Origin of the sequence: uncultured Sulfitobacter sp. (genome assembly GCF_947500075.1) — a bacterium.
In the GTDB taxonomy this organism is placed as follows: domain Bacteria; phylum Pseudomonadota; class Alphaproteobacteria; order Rhodobacterales; family Rhodobacteraceae; genus Sulfitobacter.
Genome location: NZ_CANMQS010000026.1, coordinates 1 through 281, shown reverse-complemented (window position 1 = coordinate 281; position 281 = coordinate 1). Strand labels below are relative to the sequence as shown.

Annotated in this window: 1 protein-coding gene; it reads right to left on the bottom strand. The window is 63.3% G+C overall.

Going from position 1 to position 281, the window contains the following annotated elements; all coding sequences use genetic code 11:
• Window positions 1-281 (bottom strand): hypothetical protein (locus Q1A91_RS23650; RefSeq protein ID WP_299883384.1); only part of this gene is annotated, 281 nt, incomplete at both ends.

Below are 281 nucleotides of genomic sequence, written 5' to 3'. Positions count from 1 at the left end.
CCATCCTCACGCCCCGACCCATCCTTGGAAATGAGCGCCTTGTCCCCCGGCAGCCATGCCGTCGAAAAGCTCAGGGAAATCGTGCCGGACGTGAGCTCCAAAGAGGCGTGGTGGCCTGCATCCATGTAGTCATCTTCCTGACCACTGAAGACGGTTGTCCCGGCAATGGCGAAGACCGCGTCGGGCAATCTGTCGACATTGACATCCTCCGCATCCGGCAGGTCCGCAGGCGGTGCGATGGGTCCGGTATCGGCGGAGACGCTGACCGGGGCGATGGCCTC